The sequence below is a fragment of the Arcticibacter sp. MXS-1 genome, assembly GCF_041902385.1.
In the GTDB taxonomy this organism is placed as follows: domain Bacteria; phylum Bacteroidota; class Bacteroidia; order Sphingobacteriales; family Sphingobacteriaceae; genus Arcticibacter.
Map to the genome: position 1 here is coordinate 4,337,017 of NZ_CP169244.1, position 21,706 is coordinate 4,358,722.

The 21,706-nt window shown below is 45.4% G+C and carries 16 protein-coding genes and 1 pseudogene; 7 read left to right on the forward strand and 10 right to left on the reverse strand.

The window, feature by feature from the left end:
* Positions 1–49: 49 nt before the first annotated feature.
* Complete coding sequence (locus tag ACES2C_RS18790) at positions 50–2,071, reverse strand: thioredoxin domain-containing protein (RefSeq protein ID WP_374164593.1); 2,022 nt, start codon at positions 2,069–2,071, stop codon at positions 50–52.
* Between the two features lie 84 nt (positions 2,072–2,155).
* Positions 2,156–3,226, reverse strand: coding sequence for a COX15/CtaA family protein (locus ACES2C_RS18795; protein WP_374164594.1), 1,071 nt, complete (start codon positions 3,224–3,226; stop codon positions 2,156–2,158).
* Positions 3,227–3,367: 141 nt separating this feature from the next.
* Between ACES2C_RS18795 and ACES2C_RS18800 the strand changes: the two genes are divergently transcribed.
* Positions 3,368–4,267, forward strand: coding sequence for a cation diffusion facilitator family transporter (locus ACES2C_RS18800; RefSeq protein WP_374164595.1), 900 nt, complete (start codon positions 3,368–3,370; stop codon positions 4,265–4,267).
* Positions 4,268–4,281: 14 nt separating this feature from the next.
* Here ACES2C_RS18800 and ACES2C_RS18805 read toward each other — a convergent pair.
* The 4 genes and pseudogenes from ACES2C_RS18805 to ACES2C_RS18820 form a co-directional block, all read right to left on the reverse strand.
* Positions 4,282–5,594 (reverse strand): annotated as a pseudogene (locus ACES2C_RS18805) (ammonium transporter).
* A 285-nt stretch (positions 5,595–5,879) separates the two neighbouring features.
* A complete protein-coding gene (locus ACES2C_RS18810) occupies positions 5,880–8,321 on the reverse strand; it encodes a DUF5686 and carboxypeptidase regulatory-like domain-containing protein (protein WP_374164596.1) in 2,442 nt (813 codons plus the stop codon).
* Between the two features lie 532 nt (positions 8,322–8,853).
* Positions 8,854–9,690 (reverse strand): aminotransferase class IV, encoded by an 837-nt coding sequence (locus ACES2C_RS18815; protein ID WP_374164597.1) that lies wholly within the window; start codon positions 9,688–9,690, stop codon positions 8,854–8,856.
* 36 nt (positions 9,691–9,726) lie between these two features.
* Complete coding sequence (locus tag ACES2C_RS18820) at positions 9,727–10,764, reverse strand: RluA family pseudouridine synthase (RefSeq protein ID WP_374164598.1); 1,038 nt, start codon at positions 10,762–10,764, stop codon at positions 9,727–9,729.
* A gap of 294 nt (positions 10,765–11,058) precedes the next feature.
* Between ACES2C_RS18820 and ACES2C_RS18825 the strand changes: the two genes are divergently transcribed.
* Complete coding sequence (locus ACES2C_RS18825; RefSeq protein WP_374164599.1) at positions 11,059–11,754, forward strand: 1-aminocyclopropane-1-carboxylate deaminase/D-cysteine desulfhydrase; 696 nt, start codon at positions 11,059–11,061, stop codon at positions 11,752–11,754.
* Positions 11,755–11,827: 73 nt separating this feature from the next.
* Complete coding sequence (gene lat / locus ACES2C_RS18830) at positions 11,828–13,159, forward strand: L-lysine 6-transaminase (RefSeq protein WP_374164600.1); 1,332 nt, start codon at positions 11,828–11,830, stop codon at positions 13,157–13,159.
* Position 13,160: 1 nt separating this feature from the next.
* Here lat and bshB1 read toward each other — a convergent pair whose 3' ends face one another.
* Positions 13,161–13,880, reverse strand: a complete 720-nt coding sequence (gene bshB1 / locus ACES2C_RS18835; protein WP_374164601.1) for a bacillithiol biosynthesis deacetylase BshB1 — start codon at positions 13,878–13,880, stop codon at positions 13,161–13,163.
* Between the two features lie 103 nt (positions 13,881–13,983).
* A complete protein-coding gene (locus ACES2C_RS18840; RefSeq protein ID WP_374164602.1) occupies positions 13,984–14,613 on the reverse strand; it encodes a DUF4294 domain-containing protein in 630 nt (209 codons plus the stop codon).
* A gap of 119 nt (positions 14,614–14,732) precedes the next feature.
* Here ACES2C_RS18840 and ACES2C_RS18845 point away from each other — a divergent pair, with 119 nt between their 5' ends.
* The 4 genes from ACES2C_RS18845 (at position 14,733) to pabB (ending at position 20,229) form a co-directional block, all read left to right on the forward strand.
* The gene (locus ACES2C_RS18845; protein WP_374164603.1) at positions 14,733–16,964 is read left to right on the forward strand and encodes a bifunctional (p)ppGpp synthetase/guanosine-3',5'-bis(diphosphate) 3'-pyrophosphohydrolase; all 2,232 of its coding nucleotides are present in this window, start codon (positions 14,733–14,735) and stop codon (positions 16,962–16,964) included.
* 205 nt (positions 16,965–17,169) lie between these two features.
* The gene (locus ACES2C_RS18850; RefSeq protein ID WP_374164604.1) at positions 17,170–17,643 is read left to right on the forward strand and encodes a Fur family transcriptional regulator; all 474 of its coding nucleotides are present in this window, start codon (positions 17,170–17,172) and stop codon (positions 17,641–17,643) included.
* Positions 17,644–17,659: 16 nt separating this feature from the next.
* Positions 17,660–18,934, forward strand: a complete 1,275-nt coding sequence (locus ACES2C_RS18855; RefSeq protein WP_374164605.1) for an adenylosuccinate synthase — start codon at positions 17,660–17,662, stop codon at positions 18,932–18,934.
* A gap of 14 nt (positions 18,935–18,948) precedes the next feature.
* Entirely contained in the window at positions 18,949–20,229 is a 1,281-nt protein-coding gene (gene pabB / locus ACES2C_RS18860) for an aminodeoxychorismate synthase component I (protein WP_374164606.1), read from the forward strand.
* A 5-nt stretch (positions 20,230–20,234) separates the two neighbouring features.
* On the opposite strand, the gene ACES2C_RS18865 is transcribed toward pabB, so the two are convergent.
* Entirely contained in the window at positions 20,235–21,020 is a 786-nt protein-coding gene (locus ACES2C_RS18865; protein WP_374164607.1) for a M48 family metallopeptidase, read from the reverse strand.
* Between the two features lie 38 nt (positions 21,021–21,058).
* Positions 21,059–21,706 carry a glycerol-3-phosphate 1-O-acyltransferase PlsY gene (plsY, locus tag ACES2C_RS18870; RefSeq protein WP_374164608.1) on the reverse strand — a complete coding sequence of 216 codons (648 nt, stop codon included), beginning with the start codon at positions 21,704–21,706 and terminating at the stop codon, positions 21,059–21,061.

Sequence of the window (21,706 nt, forward strand, 5' to 3'; positions counted from 1 at the left end):
TTGTTCTTTAAAGTGACCTATCCCCGACTGCCGGCGGCATCGACATACCTCACTGATTATCTATTTGTTTTAGTGCTTCTGGTACTTCTGTAACGGGTAAGCGGCAAGTTCTGTTTTTGCAAACAAAGATTTTGGTGACCTTATCCCATTTATCTTCCAGCAAAGGTAAACTTCCTGCGCTACCTCCCAAGATAATTTTAGCAGGAATGAAAAATTTTTCCAACTCCGCCCGCTTTTGTTGTGCCTCAGGACCTGTAATGGCCACTTCATATAGTCCGAAAATCTTATACATGAGCAGCATCGCCCAGTTGGAGTAACCCGAGCCGTAGGTTTTGATCAGCGGGAAAACGTTAGCCAGCATCACATCTGCCTGGGCGAGGTATTGCTCATCCCCGAAAAAGTGCCCGAGACGGAAAAGGTTGTGAGCCATTACGGAATTAGACGATGGAATTACATTGTCGGTAATTTCATGCTTTCGCGCAATCAGCTCCTGATCGTTGCGTGATGTGTAGTAGAACATTCCTGTTCCGGCATCATAAAAGTTATCCAGCACATAATCCGTCAGCTTTCTGGCTTCAAGCAGCCAGTCCTCATTAAAAGTAGCTTCGTAAAGCGATATAAAAGCCTCCGCGACAAAGGCATAATCGTCCAGAAACGCAGTATCAATTAAGGAAGCAGACTGCCCGTTTTTATAGACCCTCGACATCGCTCCTGATTCGCCAATTAACTTCTCTCTGATAAAAGCAGCATTCTTCAACGCCGCATCCAGGAATGACTTTTCGCCGAATGCACGGTAGGCATCTGCAAGACCTTTGAGCATCATGCCATTCCATGCTGCCAAAATCTTGTTATCCAATCCTGGCCGCACCCTGGCCTCCCTGTATTCAAAGACTCTTCTTTTGGCAGAACTCAGAAGTTCAGAAAAGCGCTCCTCTGTCAGCCCAAGCTGCAAGGCTACGCGAGCATCATCATCGATCCTGATGAGGACGTTGGTGCGCTCTTCCGGCCAGTTGCCACTTTCCGTAACATTGAAGAAGGCGCAAAATACCATCCTCTCCTCTTCGGGCAGCAGCTGGTTCAGCTCTTCCTGAGTGAAGGTATAGAACTTACCCTCCACCCCTTCACTGTCAGCATCGAGGGCTGAATAAAAACCTCCTTCCGGAGAGGTCATTTCTCTCCTCACCCACTCAAGGGTTTCAAAAACCGCGCGCTCATATAATTTCTCTTTCCTGCTCTGCCAGGCTTCTGTGTAGAGGCTCACGAGCTGCGCGTTGTCATACAGCATCTTCTCAAAATGGGGAACGTGCCATCTTCCGTCTACAGAGTAGCGCGCAAAACCGCCTCCTATATGGTCGTAGATCCCTCCATACGCCATCTTTTTCAGTGTCACGTCTGTCGCTGCCCGCGCCTGCTCAGCATTAAGATAATAGGCGTAGCGAAGCATAAATGACCAGTTGTTGGGCAAAGGAAATTTCGGCGCGCGATTATACCCTCCCTGCTGAAGGTCAAAGGTCCGGCTCCACGGTCGGAATATATCTTCCAGGTCGCTTTTTGAGTAGTCAACGCGCTCCTCTGAGAGGTTCAGTTTCTCTGTTTGTTGTATACCTTCAGTAAGCCGACTTGCGTACTCCTCAGCTTCCTGAGGTTTATTTTGCCAGAAATGGGCGAGCTGCATGAGAAGGTTCTTCCAGTCATCCCTTCGGAAGTAGGTTCCCCCGTATATTGGACGCTGGTCAGGCAGACAAATGCAGTTAAGGGGCCAGCCGCCCTGTCCTGTCATGAGCTGAACGGCTAACATATAGACCTGGTCAATGTCAGGTCGTTCTTCCCGGTCAACTTTAATGCAAACGAAGTGTTCGTTCATGATCGCGGCAACACTCTCATCCTCAAAGCTCTCATGCTCCATTACATGACACCAGTGACAAGCCGAGTAACCTACACTAACGAGAATCAGTTTATTCTCTTCCCTTGCCCTTGTCAGGGCTTCACTTCCCCATGGATACCATTCCACAGGATTGTTGGCATGCTGCAACAGATAGGGAGACGTTTCTTTACTTAAACGGTTGGGCATAATTAAATTCCTGCTTTACTATAGAGTTAAACCCTTATGCCGTTAAAAGTTTTAATTATTCATGCGCACGATATGAAACAGCAATTATTTCCCTGCTTCGGCCGCAGTTCCTGCTTTTCCCCTGTTAAAGAAATATGTAACGGTGAGGGCAAGCAGCAATAGAATACCAACAAACTGATGGAGAATACTGTAAATGAGCTTCGTGTCGAGCATGCTGTGCAGAAGAGCCAAAACTCCAAGGATCACCTGAATGACGACAAGGACTACAGGAACATAGCGCATACGGAATAAGACGCTGTTAGCGGATAGCTTCGATACCTTAATCACCCACCATACGAGTAGAATGGTTATGAGGTACGCCAGGTTGCGGTGAATAAACTGGATACTTACAAGATTATGAGTAATATCAGACAGGAAGGAGCCCTGCGTAAGCATGTAATTTCCAGGCCACCACATTCCGTTGATGGACGGCCATGTAGGAGCAGCAAGAGCGGCATGAGTGCCAGCCATAAAAGCTCCGTAAATTAGCTGAATGGTTAGTAATACAAGCAACCAGACATTGAGGCTTTTTGCTCCGGGATTATAGCTCAAACTGCTGCGGGGAATGGTAATGCGGAGCGCAAACCACACAACATAGCAGAGAAGGATCAGGGCTGCAATAAAATGGATGGCTAAGCGGATATGGCTGACATATACCAGCTCTGTTCCAATTCCACTCTTTACCATTACCCAACCGATGATACCCTGCAGCCCTCCGAGAAGGAATAAAATAATCATTGGGTGAATCATACTCTGATTGATCTTCCTCGTAACGACGAAGTAGATGAAAGGTATCAGAAACACGACGCCCATCAGGCGCGCCCAGTCACGGTGAAACCATTCCCAGAAATAAATACTTTTGAAATCCTGAAGGGTAAAGTGGCTGTTAATGTACTTAAACTGAGCGATCTGCTGATATTTTTCGAATGCCTCCTGCCACGCTTTTTCGTTCATTGGAGGCAGTGTGCCCAGAATGGGCTGCCATTCGGTGATCGATAGTCCGGAGCCGGTTAAGCGCGTGATTCCTCCGAGCAATACTTGTACGATGATCATGCCTGCACCAATGTATAGCCACATAGCGACAGGCTTGTTCTTATTCAAAGAATTAGGGTCCATAAAATGGCAAATGTATATAATTACTTTTTAAGTAAGCAATTATAGTGTGTATTAAACAGGTGACAAGAGTTAAACATTGACAAGGTTAAGTTGTTAAGGAAAAACGCCCGGCAAAAGGGACAAAAAACAAGAGATCTGAGTATGCCTGCCTCCAAACTACCTATCTATAGCGCCCTTGTCGCTAACTTTCTCATTGCTGTTACGAAGTTCATTGCCGCAGCTTTTACCGGCAGTTCAGCCATGGTTTCAGAGGGAATACACTCTATTGTAGACACCAGCAACGAAGTGCTCTTATTATGGGGCATCAGGCAAAGCAAAAAGCCCGCAGATGAGAAGCGTCCGTTTGGTTATGGAAAAGAGTTGTACTTCTGGTCATTTATTGTATCCATTCTGATCTTTGGTGTAGGAGGCGGAATTTCATTCTACGAAGGCGTTACTCATCTGCAGCACCCGGTCGCGATCGAAAACCCGATATGGAATTATATAGTACTGGGGATTGCGATTCTCTTTGATGGCCTATCCTTTATAACCGCGCGAAGGGAGTTTAACCGCCAGAGAGGGGCTACACCTTTCTGGAGAGCAGTCAAGACAAGCAAAGACCCATCAACCTTTGTTGTACTATTTGAGGACGCAGCCGACGTGCTGGGCCTAATTGTAGCATTCCTCGGAGTATTTCTGGGGCATCAGTTAAACAATCCTTATCTTGATGGCATCGCCTCCATTATTATAGGGTTTATCCTGACGGCCATATCCGTTTTGCTCGCAAGAGAAAGCCGAAGCCTGCTGATGGGAGAAAGCGTAGATATCACTATCCTGAATGAGGTCAAAAAAATTGCGGAACAAGACTCACTTATTGTAAAAGTATCACGTCCGCTTTCCATGTACCTCGCGCCGGAAGAGGTCATTCTATTAATGGATGTGACCTTTAATGCAAACAGCAGCGGCCATGATATTGCCGCTGCTGTTCAGAGGGTACGTCATGAGATTCAGAACGAGTTCCCCTCCATTAAACAGATCTTTATAGAGCCCGCTTCGGAATGAAGCAAGGAGCGTACTCACAGCTCTTCATCGTGCTGAGAAGCATCAAGCCCCAAGGCCTCCTCCTGGGGGGATACCCGTAAAGGACTGATGAAATTTGTAAGTAATAGAAGCAGATAAGAACCGAGAAAAGCGAATACAGAAACGGCAATCAAAGTAATGAGATGAACAACAAAAAGCTTACTTTCTCCATAGTAAAAGCCGTTTCCGGTAGTGTTAGCAGAGTTGACCGTCTGGCTGGCGAACACGCCTGTTAACAACATTCCCACCATTCCTCCAACGCCGTGACATGGAAACACATCGAGCGTATCGTCGAGATTTGTCCGGGATCTCCATATCACGACGAGATTGCTCACTACTGCAGCGACACTTCCAATTACAAGAGAGTGGGGCACTGTGACAAAACCGGCGGCTGGGGTTACAGCAACTAATCCTACTACGGCTCCTATACATGCACCTACTGCTGAAGGCTTTTTGCCCCTAGCCATGTCGAAAAAGACCCACGCCATTGCTGCCGCTGCTGAAGCGGTAGTGGTGGTGGCAAGGGCTGTGGCTGCCAGAGCATTAGCTCCACCCGCGGACCCGGCATTGAAGCCGAACCAGCCAAACCACAGCAAGCCTGTTCCAAGTATCACATAGCTTATTCTTGCGGGGGTGTGTTCCGGAGTATGACGGCCCTTCAGAAATATCGCGGATGCAAGGGCGGCCCAGCCTGCAGACATGTGCACGACAGTACCTCCTGCAAAGTCAAGCACACCTTTTTTAAATAATATGCCATCAGGATGCCAAGTAGCATGAGCCAACGGCACATATATCACGATCATGAAGAGGCATAAAAATAAGAGGTACGAATTAAAGCGGATTCGTTCTGCAAACGCACCGGTGATTAGAGCCGGGGTAATTACGGCAAACTTGAGCTGAAACATCGCAAATAGTACTAACGGAACAGTAGGCATGAGCGACCATGATGCGTTGCCAACCATTCCCTTCATCATGAAGAATGTCCCCGGATTTCCAATAATTCCCACCCCTCCCACATCTTCACCAAATGCAAGGCTAAAACCAAAAACGACCCATAATACCGTAATGAGCCCCATACAAATGAAGCTTTGAAGCATCGTGGAAATTACGTTTTTCTTACGAACCATGCCCCCGTAAAAAAAGCCAGACCAGGAGTCATTAGAAGCACGAGCGCTGTAGAGACCAATAACCAGGCGGTATCTCCTGTTTCTATTTTGCTTTCAGGAACAGCGGCTTGCTGCACCGATGGGAAAGCCAATCCAAGCACTACTGCTATAATTAGCAACAAAAAAGGTAAAACTTTCTTCATTTCGTTAAGGAATTTGATTCAAAAATGAAAATATCAAAATATTCACAACAAAACAACCATACACCAAAATAATTCTCGAAAAAAAGCAACCAAAAACTAAACTAGTTAATAAAAACCTATAAAAACTAGTAAAAATTTAAATATTACAACTATGATAAAAACAAAATCACCAAGAAACAAGATAATTCGTCAAAAAAAAGACCACACAAACTCCAAAAACAGCAAAAACAACTGTAAAAAAAAAACAAAATCAGAGTAACAAGTCGAAAGACGCAGCCATTTTTTTCAGAATCCGTAGAAAAGACGAAAGGCACGGTTCACCGGCCGGCCGGGGGTCCAGGAATATCCATAATCAAAGCGAAACATTAATCGCTGAAAGCCAAAATAAAGCTCCCTATAGTTATTGTCGGGTTGTTTAAGACAAGCACCTCCAACAATTTCCTCAAGTTTTAACCGCCTTAACAGGGGGATCTTACGAATAAAGCGACCCGAAAAATTATGCTCATAATGAGCTTCCCAGAAGCGGTCATCCGTAGCAAAGGCATAGTAGTCAAGGAAGTGAAAATTAGGAAAAAGAGGGTTATAAACAGCAGTCTGATTACCTGTAAAATGGCGCCAGTCGGGAAAAAAGAGGGACTTTGCTGACAGAAATTGTCCTGCTGACAAATAGAATGCACTATATCCCCACAGCCCAGTACGTATGCGATCCTGATAGAGATCGGCAGATATAAAGTCATAATCGACTACTGAGTTGAAAACGTCCGGAATCCCTTTTCGATAGTTCAGCAGAATGGTAGGATAACGGGAGGGTTCATATATTTTGCCGTCTGGTCTTTTTGTGTACTTCTGCCCAAAGGTGTAAGACAACTTAGTTTCTAAACTAAAGGCGTTGTTAATTGGAAAGACTTCAGCTTCAAAGCCCGGACTCTGCGGGTTATTTGATGTTATGTTTTTACCTGCTTTGTCAAAAATTGCATTAGAGGATGAATTACGGAGAGGAAAACGCCTTGAAACTTCAGCACCGGCTGTAAACATAAGTCCGTCTACCATTTCACGCTGGCCGGACATGGAAAAATACTTTGACCGGTAAAGTTTAAGGTAGTTCTTTCCCTCAAACAGAGTCGTGAGGGTATTATAAAAGAGATTAATAGTCCCGCGATTGTTCAGATCAAGAAAATCACTTCCTCCCCTAACGCTGAAGCTTGTGTGCCGTAATGAATCGAGCCGGTAGGTAAAGGATGCATTGGCATTGAGAATTTTACTGGCGAAGCCGTACCTGATGTTTGGCTCTGCTTCCAGAGCCCTCTTATAGCTGAATCTCTTCACGTATTTGGCCCTCAGCCTCACGCCCCAACCTTCAACGGTATTATAAAATACTGTGTTATGTAATGGATATAGATACCAGAAGCTATTATCCTGCAGATTCTCGAACCGTTGCCCGGCCACTATATAACGCAATGGTTTAAACCGGTTCGCCTCCTTTTGAACTGAATTGAGGTAAATCTTAGAGTTTTCTTCCAGCCTTACTGCCTCTTGAGTCCGGTAGTTATTCTCTTCTTCAATAGTAAGCGGAACAGGCCTCATCATTGCCCACCACTGACTGTTATACTTATTGACACCAGAGTCGATCCTCAGTATCTCATCGTTGAAAAAGTCCGAAGAAAAGGCCGGATTCGTCTTATAATTACTGTAAAGAGCTGTGTAATACCCGGCAAAATCAAAACCGAGCACCTTTCCCCTGAACCGGATTGTAATATCGGATGGCACCCACTGATCTTTATCAAGCTCGGCAAAGTGCTGGCTAATATGCAGGGTATCAACAAAGTTGATTCGTGCCTGCTCTGTAAGTTTCAGGTCGACGCTGTAGAGACGCCATTCGTCCTCCAGTACATAAAGATAACCGGAAAAGGTTGGGGCATACTTACTTTTGGGAATAACCTGAATTTTTTGAATTCTCTTCCCGTTTTCCCCCGAAACGCCGAGGAGCTTAAAACGGTAATAATGAAAGGCATTGGAAGCTACGGGCGAAACAAAGGTCTGGTTTCCCAGGGCATCCCAGTGAAGCGTATTGTCGTAGAAGTTAACCTGGAGATCTAATGCCCGGTTAAAACTAAATCCTTGATTATCTCCGGCCACCTTCGAAGCTTCCATTATCTCTTTCTTATCGGGATATCTGAAAAACAGCTTTGACCTGGTTTCGGACAGATACAGGATCCCCTGGCGGTTAGAATCAAGGTTCAAGGTTTTTGCAACCCTCGCTCCAAGAATTCTCTTCGGCGCTCCAAGCAGCTTTTGAACTCCCTTTGTGTATACTTCACATTCATACGAAGGGACTGACCGAAGATACTTTCTTCTCGAAATAACATTTCTGATGGTCGCATTCGCCGGGTCGCCCTTGCCTGCCGAAACCCTTACTTCCTTCAGACGATACACGTCCTCCTCCAATGCAATGTCTTTAATAGTAGGACCTTCTACATCAACCTCTACCTCCTGTTGCTTATAGCCTACATAGCGAAACAGGAGCGTGTATTTTCCAGGACTAAGAACCATCCTGTAGTTGCCAGTCTCATTGGCCATGGTGCTGTAGCTGGTATTTTTCACAAAAACTGATGCGAACGATATTGGCCGCCCCTGTGTCGTTAGGACCTTTCCCGTCACGGGGACGTTCTGCGCAGTGCAATTAGCGAAAACAGCAAGAAAAACTAAGCAAAGAAGTACTCTCAACATTCATTCGGGCTTTAGTAACAGAAGCTACGTTTCTCATATCGCATCAGCCACCGTCATTAAGAAGGTAAGTTAACAAAATAAGGCAAGCACAACAACTTACAAAAGATGTCACGTACAATACAACAGTAAAAGCAGGAGAAGGTGTTAGCTTTGACGCGCACAAGCTCCCTCGTTGCGACAAGGGAACTCTTAAGATAGTTCTAGAGTCAAGACCACCTCAATAAGCCAGAACCGTTATACCATCATATCTGCGATTTCGACCTTGATGCAATTTATGGTTGAATGGTCCAATTACAACAAACATCAGTTATAAAAAAACACGTCCAAACATATATTGTGCCTCGAATCATTTAAATAGAGTCGGTTTATCATTTTAAAAGCGCAACCTTACAGCGACTTTTGACGTACAAGCAGTTAAAATTAAAACTTGGGCTATGGGACTCGTATTATTATTTGCTTCCGTTTTTTCTTATATTCAGTACGAATTGGGTAATGCAATGGTTGTCGACCCCAATGATGAAAACTTTTAATCTTACAGGCTTTCATTCAGCTTATCGAGAAGCATCTTTGAGAGCTTGTTAAAATAACGCTTGCTGTTAAATCCCATCACCCATTGTATCCCCCTGCTGGTATTGGTCAAAAACACTTCTTCCGCCTCGTTCAGAATATTGGGGTTGATCTGCGCCTCCACAACGGGAACATCATTGTCCCCAGCAATTTCCATTATTACTCGCCGCATTACACCCGCAATACAGCCTTCTCCAAGTGACGGAGTGTAAAGTGTCTTATTGAATAAAACGAAGACATTAGAGCTCATTGTTTCACATAAAAATCCGTTATTATTCAATATGAATACTTCATCAAGAGAACGCTTCTTTCGGTAGATCCCTGCCATGACATAGATAAGGGAGTTACACGTTTTATAATTTGAAAGAAAGTTGGCCGGCTTGGTCAGTTCCTCGTAGACATCCACGATAAGCCCTTTGGTATTACTGACGTACTGCGCCTCAGTGGTAGGGCTCATCTCAACAGAATATCCGAAACCGTTACCCGAAGGACTATAAAGTCCGTCAGAATCACGAAAAACAGTTAAACGAACTCGTGCATTTTCACCCTCCTCGTTCCTGATCGCAAGCTCTACTACCTTCTGCTTAAGAAAGTCGGCAGTAATGGCAGAGACCCCTTCAAGACCGAGAGCCTGCATACCATTTCTCAAACGCTCGGCGTGGAACTCAGCGAATTTGAGCTCTCCCCTGATCATCCGCATCGACTCAAACAACCCGTCCCCGTACCTGAAGCTGCGATTACTTATCTGTAAAACAGGCTGGGTAGCGGGAAATATATCTCCATTAAAATTGATAAAATTCATAAATCATATGTTCTCGTAATACAAAACCCCAAAAAGCTATTCTGGTTGCGCAGCTGAGGTATAATTTCTCCATTTTTGCAGCACTGTACTAAAATCAGCAGGAAGCTCACTGTCGAAATGAATAAACTGTCTGGAAGAAGGATGAACAAAACCTAAAGACTTCGCATGAAGTGCTTGTCGAGGGATAATCTCGAAACAGTTGGTTACAAACTGCTTATACTTTGAAAACACGGTTCCCGAGATAATCTTATCCCCTCCATAGGTCCCGTCATTAAATAAGGGATGACCGATGTGCTTCATATGCGCACGGATCTGATGAGTCCTGCCAGTTTCGAGCTGACACTCGATCAGGGTGACATAATTGAAGCGCTCCAGCACACGGTAGTGTGTAACTGACCATTTTCCTTTAGTTTCATCCTGATAAACGTCCATTATCCTCCTGTCCCTTAAGCTTCTGCCTATATATCCGGTTACAGTCCCGTCCTCTTCCAGATCCCCCCAGACCAGGGCAAGGTACTTTCTTGCAATTGTATGCTCGTAAAACTGCCTGGCCAGCCAGGCCATCGACTTCTCATTCTTACTAATGAGCAAGAGGCCTGAGGTATCTTTGTCTATCCGGTGGACAAGCCCGGGCCGCCCATCATTCCCTGGCAGTTGAGGTAACTGCTGGAAGTGATATACCAGCCCGTTAACAAGGGTACCACTGTAATTATTATAACCCGGATGAACAACCAGCCCTGCTGGCTTATTGATAACGAGTACGTCATTGTCCTCATAAACAATGTTGAGGGGAATATCCTCAGGATAAACTTCAGTATCGCGCGGAGGATGAGGAAGCACCACAGAAATAACGTCCATCGGCTTCACCTTATAACTCGCCTTTACCGTCTTTTCGTTTACAAGTACACTGCCTGCATCTATGGCACTTTGAATACGGTTGCGTGAGGCGTTTTCAATCTTGTACATCAGAAACTTATCGATCCTTAGCAAAGACTGTCCTTTATCTACTACTACCCGTAGGTGCTCGTACAGATCCTGTTCTTCCGCTTCGCGAAACTCTTCTTCTTCCACCATCCGGCAAAAGTAAGATTTTTATGTATGTCTCGCCTGTCCCTGTTCAATATTGCTTAATCACCGGGAACGAATCTTACCTTTGCAGTAGTTACATCGATTCAATGGTAGAATTTCCTATTTACAGTCCGGAAGAAGAAATACAGCATCCCATGCTCAGGGAAAAAAAGTCAGGCTCTTTCTTAAACGCGATGATATGATCCATCCTTTTATCTCAGGCAATAAGTGGAGAAAATTGAAGTACAATATTAAGGAAGCACTGCAACTTGGTAAAACACATCTCGTTACCTTTGGGGGGTGTGGTCGAACCATTTGCTGGCAACCGCATGTGCAGCCGCAAAGTTCGGCCTAAAGGCTACAGCTTTTGTGAGAGGTGAAGATGTAAACACTGACTCGCTCTTCCTTAGCAAAATGTTCGGTATGAAGCTCATCTTTACAGACCGTCAGATGTACCGCAACAAGCATGCGCTCTTTGACTCCTACTTTGGTGACGATCCCGAGGCCTTTTTTGTAGACGAAGGAGGAGCTGGAGAACTGGCGGTAAGGGGCTGTTCGGAACTCATCGCAGAGCTGAAAGAGCACTATCATCACATTTTCTGTGCCGCGGGGACCGGAACAACTGCTGCTGGGATCCTCAGGGGTTTGGCTGAATCGCAACTAGCATGTCGGCTACACGTACTTCCTGTTTTGAAAGGAGCGGCTTTTTTACGCGAAGAGGTTCAGCTGCTATCAAAAGCCGGGCTGCCCTTTGCGTTTCATGATCAGTATCATTTTGGAGGATACGCCCGGACTTCTCCTGCACTTTTAAATTTCATTTCTGAGTTTGCCTCAACTACAGGAGTGCTCCTGGACCAGGTTTACACAGGAAAAATGATGTTTTCTATTTTCGATCTCGCCCGGCAAGACTACTTTGAAAAGGGACAGCGCATCCTGGCGGTCCACAGCGGTGGGCTGTTTGGCCTTCTTGGGTTAAAGACCTCTTCCAGGCAATAAAGGCCGCATTTCTTCTACCTCCCCTCTTAGAAAGTGCTTACTTTATTTTACATTTGTTAAGAAGGAGAAGCTTATGTATCATTTGTCTGTTTCATCTGAAAACGTACACAGAAGCCTTGGCAAGCACATCCTGGCCGACGGCTACGATCTGGTTTTTGATATGGAAAAAAGCAAGGGCGTATACATGTACGACTCGAAATACAATCGCAAACTGCTTGATTTCTTTACATGCTTTGCTTCAGTACCTCTCGGATACAATCATCCCAAATTATTGGATGATGAGGAATTCAAAAAGAACCTCATGCTGGCAGCGCTAAGTAATCCCTCCAATTCAGACATCTATACTCAGCAATATGCAGAATTTGTTGACACATTTTCAAGAATTGGAATCCCTGAATACCTCCCTCACGCGTTCTTCATTGCAGGCGGTGGACTGGCTATTGAAAATGCATTAAAGACGGCGATGGACTGGAAGGTACAGAAGAATTTCAGGAAAGGATATAGCGTTGAAAGAGGCTTTAAAGTCATTCACTTTGAACATGCCTTCCATGGCAGGACGGGCTATACCATGAGTCTTACTAATACGCACCCCGACAAAACGAAATGGTATGCTAAATTTAACTGGCCCAGAATAGCAACCCCTGCCATTAGATTTCCGGTTACAAGCGAAAACGAGGAAGATCTGGCCCGTAGAGAGCAAGTAGCCATAGAACAAATCAAAAAGGCTTTTTCGGAGAATAAAGACGACATCTGTGCTATCATCATTGAACCCATCCAGGCAGAAGGAGGAGATAACCACGTGCGCCGGCAATTTCTTGAGCAGGTACGGGCTCTGGCAGACGAAAACGAATGCTTTCTGATATATGACGAAGTTCAAACAGGAGTAGGCCTTTCGGGAGAGTTCTGGTGTTACAAACATTTCGGAGATAAAGCACTTCCTGATGCCATTGCTTTTGGAAAAAAAATGCAGGTATGCGGCATTCTGGTGGGCAGAAAGGTTGACGAGATCGAGCATAATGTTTTTACTGTCCCCTCCCGCTTAAACTCCACCTGGGGAGGCAATCTTGTTGATATGGTCCGGGCATCGAAAATCCTGCAAGTTATAGAAGAAGACCATTTGGTAGAAAACGCAGCCTCTTCCGGGGCATACCTGCAGGAGCAACTTTTGAAATTATCCCGCGACTATCCCGTTATGTCAAATGTTCGCGGCTTGGGTCTACTCAGCGCTTTTGACTTTCCCGACACAGTGACGAGAAACAAGTTCATCCGGAAAGGATTTGAAAACAATGCAATGTTTATTGGATGCGGAACAAGATCAATCCGATTCAGGCCGGCACTAATAATGGACAAACAACATATAGACGAAGGGATAGAGATCATGAGGAAAATCGTCCCTTCTCTTTAAACTAGCGAAGGTCAAATAAACTGTCCACGGCCAGGAGCTTCTTACAAGTAAAGGCTTCGGCATAGGCTGCGTCAATATTCTTTCCCAGCTCGCGCGCCCGAGCCTCTACAAATCGGGCAAAATCAGGAGTGGAAATAAAAGTTTGATGCTCATCCTGCAATTCAGGGTTATAAAATTGGGTTTTATACGCTGCTATTGAAGCCAGTTTACCCTCCCAGTAGGGAGTAATGTCGATCAGGATGTCAGGCTTGATGTAAGAGCTTTGTACGAAATGAAAAAGAAGTCGCGGGCGCCAGGCTTCCTGCTTCTGCCCACTAAGCTCCGTGCTGATCTTTCGCAATCCCGACAGGAAAACAGCATCATTTACAAGAGAAGCTGCACGCCCATGGTCGGGGTGTCGGTCATCTATAGCATTTGATATTACAATTTCAGGTTGATATTGTCTGATCTTCTCTATGATTCTAAGCTGATGCTCCTCGTTATTCAGGAAAAAGCCGTCGCGCATGCATAGGTTCTCCCTTACGTCCAGTTGCAGCACCTTCGCTGCATCCTGCGCTTCCGCATCTCTTGTTTCTGCAGTTCCCCTGGTACCAAGCTCTCCCCTGGTCAGATCAATAATACCCGTCCTTTTTCCCTCTGCCTTCAGCTTTAACAATGTTCCCGAACACCCTAACTCCGCGTCGTCCGGATGTACAGCAATAACAAGTACGTCTAGTTTCATTGTAGTATTAGGCCGGCCATATTGGTGGAATACCGGCGGAGGCAAAAGTATGAAAATATGGGGACTACAGCTTCTCTAAAAGTGCATTAAGACCAAAATAGATCTAATTGTATCCATAAGGAATATCACTGTAATAGCCGTAGCGCTGGATGATGTTCTCAATATCCCTCTCCTGCTGAGGATCGTATTTCTGTTTCAGGTTGTGTCCAAAGATACGTGCCACCGACTGATAGCAAAAGGCAGTAAATCCGCCTTTCAATTGCTTGACAAGCTCATAACTACTATTGCCAGTCTCCCTATCGATAAGCTTGATCAGAATCTCGCCCTGGGTGATCGTCATATTTTTAATTTCCCTGTTAAACATGTCCTTAATCTCACGCTCGCATGCCTTTACCAGCAACTTCTGCTCCTTTTTATTTGTTGTATGTTCCAGATCGTCGTGCAAACGGCTATATCGGCTCCTTGCAAACTTTGCGTAAGGCAGCACTTTCAATACATTGTAACGAAGGCGGAGATATTGATTTCGCGCATCAGCAGAAGCAAAAATACGGGAGTCTCTGATACTCACATCCACAAGCGGGATCCAGGGGATAAAGTCGCCGAACTCATCCTTCGTGATAGCCACCCGGATGGTATCGTTTTTGCCTTTCACATTGGGGTCAAATTTGTCCTGTGCATAGCTAAAACTCACTAAAATCAGGCTGAACAGCACAAAAAGAGGAAAAATTTTCATATCTTAGTTAGTACAAAAATAATGTTATTTCGTACGATTATTAATTACCAATAGTACGAAAATGTAACCCAATTGTTATAGCAGGATACATTATTTTTTTGAAACGTTTAGAATTGAAGATGAACGAATTAGTGATTGATATAGAGGCAGAGAAAAAAGAAATACTAAAGCGGTACCGGGCTCTTCTTAAGGCATGTAAGCCCACCATGCAGAAAGGCGACAAGCGCATGATCAGGCAGGCTTTCGAGCTCGCACTTGAAAGTCACAAAGACATGCGACGGAAATCTGGGGAGCCATATATATACCATCCGATAGCTGTTGCACAGATCGCCGCCGAAGAAATCGGCCTTGGCACCACCTCAATTGTATGTGCCCTCCTGCACGACGTTGTCGAAGATACAGCGGTGACACTCGACGATATCGAACGGGAGTTTGGAAAAAAGGTAGCACGTATTATTGATGGTCTCACCAAGATATCAGGCGTTTTTGATTACAATAGTTCTCTGCAGGCAGAGAACTTTCGCAAGATGCTCCTGACTTTGGCTGATGACGTGCGCGTGATCCTCATTAAGCTTGCCGACAGGCTGCATAATATGCGAACGATGGATCACATGCCACGTGACAAGCAGCTTAAGATATCGTCCGAAACAATCTATCTCTACGCGCCACTAGCTCACCGCCTCGGACTTTATGCCATGAAATCGGAGCTCGAAGACCTTTCTATGAAATACACAGAGTCGGAGACTTACAAGTTCATAGCGAGAAAGCTCAACGAAAAAAAGGCTGAGAGGGAACTGTACATACAAACTTTCATCGGACCTATAAAAGAAATACTGGCAGAACAAGGGCTTCATGCCGACGTCTATGGTCGTCCAAAATCGATTCATTCGATCTGGAATAAAATGAGAAAGAAGGGAGTTCCTTTTGAAGAAGTGTACGACCTGTTTGCTATCAGGATCATTCTTGACAGCAAGCTCGAGACGGAAAAAGCGGACTGCTGGAAGGCGTACTCCATCGTCACGGACCTGTACAGGCCCAATCCTGACCGGCTTCGCGACTGGGTCTCATCCCCTAAAGCCAATGGCTACGAATCTCTTCACACAACAGTAATGGGGCCAAAGGGCCAATGGGTAGAGGTCCAGATCCGCACACAGAGAATGAATGAGATTGCAGAGAAAGGATTCGCAGCACATTGGAAGTACAAAGAGTCATCCTCAGACAGCGGGTTGGATCAGTGGATCCAGAAGGTACGGGAGCTTCTGAAAAATCCCGAATCAAACGCGCTGGATTTTCTCGATGACTTCAAGATGAACCTTTTTTCGGACGAGATTTTCATCTTTACCCCGAAAGGCGCTCTTATGCAGCTGCCACTGGGGGCCACCGCCCTCGATTTTGCTTTTGAGATCCACTCAGACCTCGGGGCAAAATGTATCGGCGCCAAAGTAAATCACAAGCTTGTCCCTCTCTCCCACCGTTTGCAGAATGGAGATCAGGTAGAGATCATAACTTCCACCAAGCAAAGTCCGAAGGAAGATTGGCTCAACTTTGTAGTTACAGCGAAGGCAAAGGCAAAAATTAAGTCGTCGCTAAAAGAGGAGAAACGTCGCGTGGCAGAAGAGGGTAAAGAAATCCTTGAACGCAAGCTTAAATCATTAAAAATCACTTACAATACAGAGAACATCCATAAGATTGCGAACTATTTTAAATATGGTTCTACCCTGGATCTGTTTTATAACATCGCGAAAGGCACATTTGATCTGAAAGGGCTGAAGGAGTTCCAGGCGTCAGAGAGAACGGTTGAAAACAAGGCACCGGAGCGAATCGACACCAGTCAGATTGAAGGTCTGATGAACAAGGTGAAGACCAAAGACAGCGATACCCTCCTGATTGGAGAAGATATGCAGAAGATCGATTATAAGTTATCCTCCTGCTGCAATCCAATCCCCGGCGATGATGTCTTTGGCTTCATTACAGTTAACGATGGCATCAAGATTCACCGTACCAATTGCCCGAATGCCACTAAGCTTATGGCGAATTATGGATACCGGGTGGTAAAGGCAAAGTGGACCTCGCAGAAAGAACTGGCATTTCTCACTGGCCTCCGAATAACAGGAATCGACGAGGTGGGACTGATCAATAAGCTGACAACCGTTATTTCGAACGATTTCAAAGTGAACATGCGCTCAATAACTGTTGACAGTAACGAGGGGATATTTGAGGGCTCAATTATGGTGTACGTAAATGACACCAACCATCTCGAGAACCTGATCAAGAGATTGCGACAGGTAAAGGGCGTTACCTCCGTTACTCGTTTTGATTCAGAGCCCCAGAAGATATATAAAGCATCATGAGGGGCGCTCAAAGCTTCCACTTCTTGCAACATAAAAATGAACGTGGTGAAAAGGCGCACGGTTCTCTTTTGCTCCCTAAGCAATCGCCGTCCAACAATAATCAGGCTGTCAGCAGTGTATGAAGGGCTCGGCCTTCTGATTTATTCTGTGAAATTTTAACATTTCTTATTTTTTTAGATAACTTTGAACGCTGAGTCAGGAAGATATGCCTTTACAAGAAACGATAGCAATGGTCAAAAAGATTTTCGAGGCCTACCTCGAAAATAAGAGTCTGAGAAAAACGCCTGAACGTTTTGCCATCCTTGAAGAGATATACTCAAGAAACGATCATTTTGATGTTGAGTCCTTATATATCCACATGAAGAACAAGAAATACAGGGTGAGCAGGGCTACGGTTTATAATACACTCGAACTTCTTGTTTCCTGTGATCTTGTAACAAAACATCAGTTTGGTAAAAATATGGCTCAGTTTGAGAAGTCGTACGGCTACAAGCAGCACGACCACATCATTTGCATTGACTGTGGGAAGGTTGTGGAATTCTGTGACCCGCGCGTGGGCCAGATTCAGTCCATGATGGGCGACCTGCTCAAATTCGATATCAAGCACCATTCCCTCAACCTCTATGGTAACTGCACCAAATTAAAGGAAGGTTACTGCGAGTCTTATTTAAAAAATTAAACATTCCAAATTATTCATGGCTGTTGATGTACTGTTAGGCCTTCAGTGGGGCGACGAAGGCAAAGGAAAAATTGTTGACGTTCTTAGTCCTAAATACGATTTAATTGCCCGTTTCCAAGGCGGCCCGAATGCCGGCCACACACTTGAGTTTGACAATCAGAAGTATGTACTGAACACCATCCCATCGGGTATCTTCAACGAGAGGAACATGAACCTGATAGGAAACGGAGTTGTAGTCGACCCTATCATTCTGAGACGTGAACTTGAAACCCTGAAAAAGAGCGGCTTTGATCCTGTCGCTGCCAAAAAGCTGGTTATTGCAAAGAAAGCACACCTGATCCTTCCCACTCATCAATTGCTTGACGCAGCGTCGGAAAGCAAAATGGGCGAAGGAAAAATAGGTTCTACATTGAAGGGTATCGGTCCAACCTACATGGACAAGACCGGCAGAAACGGTTTGAGAGTAGGCGACACACTTCTGCCCGACTTTACGGAACGGTACCATAAACTCGTTAACAAACACAAGTCTATCCTTTCTCATTACGGAGAAATCCCTGATTTTTCAGAGAAAGAACAGGCGTTCTTCGAAGCGATCGAATATCTGAAGAGCATTCCTCAGGTCGATAGCGAGCATTTCGTCAACCAGTATCTGTCAGAAGGTAAGTCAGTGCTTGCAGAAGGCGCACAAGGCACACTTCTGGATGTTGACTTCGGCTCCTATCCATTTGTTACCTCTTCCAATACGACTACTGCCGGAGCATGTACCGGACTGGGAGTAGCGCCGTCCAGGATAGGGTCGGTTATAGGAATTTTCAAAGCATACTGTACCCGGGTCGGTGGAGGTCCGTTTCCTACAGAGTTATTTGATGAAACCGGAGAGCAGCTACGCCAGATCGGACGTGAATTTGGTGCTACTACTGGTCGTCCCCGTCGTTGCGGATGGATCGATATTCCAGCCCTGAAGTACGCCGTTATGCTTAACGGAGTTACTGAGCTGGTGATGACCAAAGCCGACGTCATGAGCGGATTTGAAAAAATATATGCATGTACGCATTATAAGTACAATGGCGAAGTGATCGACTACATGCCATATGACATATGTACAGTAAAGGCAGAACCCGTATTAGAAGAGATTGAAGGATGGAACGAAGATCTGACCGGAATCAAAACGATCGGAGAAGTACCTGAAAAGCTGATGAATTATGTGCGCTATATCGAAAGCAAAGTAGGAGTTCCGGTGAGATATCTTTCTGTTGGCCCCGACCGCATTCAGACATTGATCTTAGACTAACACTCTGCTTCTGGATGAAGGTTTTAAATTACTATCCGGAAGATATTAATCTTTTCAAAGAACAGGCTTTACAATGGGCCACCTCATTTGAGGTGGCCTCTTATTTTGACTCCAACGGTTATAGCGACCCTTATACCTCCTTTGACGTTATGATCACTGCGGGTAGTGTCGCTGAGTTAACAGCAGAAGCAGGATCTGCCTTTCAGCAGCTCAAAGAGCTACTGAACGAGCACAAAACCTTCATCGCCGGCTTCTTAAGCTACGATCTGAAAAATGAACTGGAAAACCTTCATTCAAAGAACCAGGACCGCTTAGAATTCGAGGATCTTTTTTTCTTTATTCCCCTGCATGTTCTGCTGATTCAGGGCAATAAAGTCAGCCTGTATACCCGCGAAGAAGATATTTTTAGCCATATAAACAGCCAAATAATAAGGTCCGGCAATGTGTCCTTTCACGCCGCAGTAAAAAGTAGATTTAGCAGACATGAATACATAGCAGCTGTGGGCCTGATACAGGAACATATCGCGCGGGGCGATATCTACGAAATGAACTTTTGCCAGGAGTTTTATGCAGAAGAGGTTCAGATTGATCCCGTACAAGTCTTTAAAACACTTAACAAGACATCTCCCGCTCCTTTCGCCTCTTTCCTGAAGTATAATCAAAAGTACCTTATCTCGGCTTCCCCCGAACGATTTATCTGTAGAAAGGGCAACAAGGTCATTTCTCAGCCGATCAAAGGCACAGCTCCCCGCTCCAGTGACCCCGGCGAAGATATCCAGCGAATGAAAGAGCTGCGGACCGATGAGAAGGAGGTTGCTGAAAATGTCATGATTGTAGATCTTGTACGCAACGACCTCACAAAATGCGCACTCCCGGGGTCGGTCAAAGTCGAGGAACTATTCGGAATCTATAGCTTCCCGCAGGTCCATCAAATGATTTCAACTATCTCATGCAGAGTTTCGTCCGACGCTAATAATGCAGATATCATCGCAGCTGCGTTCCCGATGGGATCCATGACAGGTGCTCCCAAAGTAAGGGCGATGGAAATCATTGAGAAATACGAGCGAACAAAGAGGGGACTATTTTCAGGCGCAGTAGGATACTTCGCTCCCGATGGAGACTTCGATTTTAACGTCGTGATAAGAAGCCTCATCTACAACGCAGAGAATCGTTACCTTTCTTTCCAGACAGGAAGTGCAATAACCTTTGCTTCAGATCCTGCCCGCGAGTATGACGAGTGTCTTCTGAAAGCAAAGGCTATTTTTACAGCCCTGGATAAAGAGCTGGCAGAATAAACAATTTACTTCTTATAATACTTTAACGCTTCTGGTATGCGATTCTGGATATTAGCAATTCGGGTGGCATCACTGGGGTGCGTGCTCAAAAACTCGGGAGGAGCTCCGTTCCCTTGCTTGGAAGAAGCCATCCTTTTCCAGAAAGAAACCGCCGCATTTGGATCGTAGCCCGCCATTGCCATAAAGATCAGGCCGAGGCGGTCTGCTTCAGACTCCTGGTTCCTGCCGTACTTAAGCAGAGCGAGTTGCCCGCCAATGCCATACAACTGGTTAATTGTCTCCGAGCCCGCCGCAGCTCCTACTACCCCACCAACAGCTTGTGCCACGTTTGCCTGGGAAAACCGCTCCTCTGTATGTCGTGCAATCGCATGGGCAATTTCGTGTCCCATCACAGTCGCTAGTCCAGCATCTGTCTGCGCTACCGGCATAATACCTGAGTAAACTGCAACCTTTCCTCCAGGCATACACCAGGCATTAATTTCGTTACTCTGTACCAGGTTAAATTCCCAGCTGAAATTGTACTGATTGGCATAACCGTTCGCGCGAAGGTAACGGTCGATAGCACTTGCAATCCGGCTTCCCACCGCCTTCACCCGTTGTGCATCACTTCCCGAACTTATTACCTTCGTTTTCGGGTCCTTTAAAAACTCTCGGTAAGACTGTATAGCCTGTTGCTGGATCTCCTGAGAGTTAGCAACGTTAAACTGCCGGCGACCTGTTAAAGGCACCGTGGAACAAGAATTAACAGCAATTAAGAATAGAAAAGCACTAGTTATTTTTATTCGTCTCATAGATTCTAACTTTATCTGTAACTTAACATTTCAGATACTCAACCGGTTTTTTTACGGAAGACATTTACCTTCGATTCTTTACCCCGAAGTAAACGCTCAATATTTTTTTGGTGCGTAACCAGAATCAGGATGCAGATGCACATCCCATACAAGACAACAGATCGGAGAGGAGAGTGAAAAACAAATATGATGCTAAGCGGAAAGGAAAAGCCTGCAATAATAGAACTAAGCGATACGTACTTTGAGATAAACAGCACCAGCAAGAAAACGCTGACACAGAATAAAGCGGCACTGAAATGTACCGCCAGTACCATTCCGAACAGAGTGGCAATGCCCTTACCTCCTCTGAAACCTGCAAAGACAGGGAACAGATGCCCCATTACTGCCGTAATCCCAAGTGCGAGCTGATAATTGACAAACTGAATGGAATGCTGCGGTCCTGTTACAGAAAGACCGATGAAGTAAGCAAGGTTAGTGGCCGTATAACCTTTGAGAATATCGATGGTCATTACGGCGATACCCGCCTTCTTTCCCAGAACACGGAACGTGTTGGTCGCTCCGGCATTTCCGCTCCCATACTCGCGCACATCGATGCCGAAAAACGCTTGCCCTATCCATACAGCACTGGGAATCGATCCAAAAAGATAAGCAGCTATAAGCGCCGAAATAGAATAAACCGATATCAT